Source organism: Flavobacterium sp., from assembly GCF_035456225.1.
In the GTDB taxonomy this organism is placed as follows: Bacteria; Bacteroidota; Bacteroidia; order Flavobacteriales; family Flavobacteriaceae; genus Flavobacterium.
Genome location: NZ_DATIDM010000125.1, coordinates 1 through 2,223, shown reverse-complemented (window position 1 = coordinate 2,223; position 2,223 = coordinate 1). Strand labels below are relative to the sequence as shown.

The following is a 2,223-nucleotide window of genomic DNA, read 5'->3' as shown; positions in this document are numbered from 1 at the left end:
AAATAACACTCAAAAAAATAACACTCAAAAAAATAACACTCTAAAAAAGAGGCTGTCTCAAAAAGGCAGCCTCTTTATCTTTTATTATCCTTAACCCTTACTGTATTCCTCTTGGGAAACCATATAAGTCAATTATTTTTTTGCGAGTAGTAAATCTTCTATGACATGTATGATTATCAGATGATTATCAGATGCTAATCCATTTAAGCATTATGAGACAACCTCGTTTATTATTATTTTTGAGGCTAAAACACGCGAAGCAAATTAAATCCGAAACAGATTTCTCCTTTTGACCAATCTCCGGTTGTCTGGCCTAAATAACCTGTTTCGTGCATTGCCCTGGAATTGGTAAAATGCATTTGAAAAACATGTCCGCCGGTTTCCAGATCTACCCCTATGGATAGTGGGTTTCTGTATATTGATTCCGAAGCACGATTCAAATGTGCAGCATAATCAATATTTACAGACCAACGTTTTGCCATCTTATATCTTCCCCCCATACCAATGGCAAACTGACTGTTATTTTGAGGATTCGGTAAAATAGGCACTCCGTTTTCGTCTAAAATATCACGTACCGTATTTTCATGAAAATAAGTTGGTGCCAGCTCTAACGAAAGATTCTTATTGAATTTTCTCGAAACCAACAATTGGGTAACATAACTCAAACGATTTGCGAATTCCATTTCTGGATAATCTTCTTCTTTCATCTCTGTATTAGCCGCAATACTACTGAATCCGACGAGCGAAACCGGAAAACCATCTTTCTCCTGTTCTTTTAATCTGTATTTGGCTGCCAGCTCATAAGTCTCCTGAAAACCACTTCTTGAAGCGTGGACTGTAAGCCATGTAGATACGCCGTATACGAATTTAAGCTGTGTATTGGCATTATCCATTCCGAAGAAATCATCGAAACCGTGATTCACATAATCGAATCGGTGTGCTACTATGAAATAAAAATCGCCTTTTGCAGCCAATTTTGTAGATTCTAAATTGACTATTTTAAGTCCTTTGAAGGCAGCTTCTACTTTAGAGTCAGCTTTAACAGTATCTATCTCCGCAAGTAAATCGTCTTGAGAAAAGACACATGTGGGAAACATCAAAATGAACAGTAAAATTTTCCTCATACACTAATTGATTACGAGGGTTTTTACACCTTGTCCATTGGCTGTTTTTATATTCAGCAAATAAGAGCCATTTGTCAATCCGGACAAATCCATTGTATTATTATCGGAAGTTACTTTTGATTGTTTGACTTTTTTACCCTGAATGTCATAAACAACTATGTCAGCTTCATAAACCAGGTTCGGTAATTCAATTTTCACAAAATCTGCAGCAGGATTAGGATACACTTTAAAACTGTTCAAATCAAAGCCATCCACTCCCAGATTTGCATTTGTTGCTCCGCAATTCCCGGATCCGTGATAGGTAACTGTCAATGAAGTTCCTCTGGCATAAGTCAATTGCAGCGGTTGCGCAGAAAACGGAAAAGTAAAATCTGTCCCCTCTGCCGCTACTCTACTTCTAGTAGCCGTAACAGTCCTTACCCCTGCGTTAATAACATTTGAAGTAACGGTCCAGTTTTGGGTATCAGTTGGAGGTTCCACACCTAACCCATCAAAACTTCTGTCCGTCATGTTGGTCCCATCAAAAATAACAACATCCTTACCAAAATCATTCATTAAATTCGGAGCGTTAAAACCCACACCCAGCCAACTTCCCGATGGTCCTATTAAGGTTAAAGTAACTGTAGAGCTGGTAACATCAACTTTTCCGGAATAATTAGTAAAAAATTGAACTGTACCTGTTGAATAGGTTTGTGAAAAACCCACTAACCCAAACATAAAAACTAACATTGAAAGCGTAATTTTTTTCATAACCTTATTTTTTTAGAAGTTGTAATAATTTATCATCGTTTGTCATTGTGGCATAATCTACGGCAGATTTTCCACGAATATCTTTAGTATTTATATCGGCATTCGCTTTTACCAGCAAACCGACTATCTCATACTTTTTAAAAAGCACTGCATAAATCAAAGCAGTATTACCACTCTGATCGGCTATGCTTGTATCGGCTTTATGCTCTAAAAGCACATTTATCATTTCTAAATTTCCTTTTACGACTGCCGCCATTAAAGGTGTCCCATAATTACTGGTTCCGTTTACATCCGCTCCATTTGCGACCAGGAATTTTGCAACCTCATTGTTACCGCGGTAAGTTGCCAG

General features: G+C 37.5%; 3 protein-coding genes. All 3 read right to left on the bottom strand.

Annotated elements, in window-relative coordinates:
- Nucleotides 1-245 precede the first annotated feature (245 nt).
- Nucleotides 246-1,124 (bottom strand): DUF5777 family beta-barrel protein, encoded by an 879-nt coding sequence (locus VLB74_RS07495; protein ID WP_325202837.1) that lies wholly within the window; start codon nucleotides 1,122-1,124, stop codon nucleotides 246-248.
- A gap of 3 nt (nucleotides 1,125-1,127) precedes the next feature.
- Nucleotides 1,128-1,874 (bottom strand): T9SS type A sorting domain-containing protein, encoded by a 747-nt coding sequence (locus VLB74_RS07490; protein WP_325202836.1) that lies wholly within the window; start codon nucleotides 1,872-1,874, stop codon nucleotides 1,128-1,130.
- Between the two features lie 4 nt (nucleotides 1,875-1,878).
- Nucleotides 1,879-2,223: ankyrin repeat domain-containing protein (locus VLB74_RS07485; RefSeq protein WP_325202835.1), on the bottom strand; the 345-nt coding region annotated here is incomplete at its 5' end.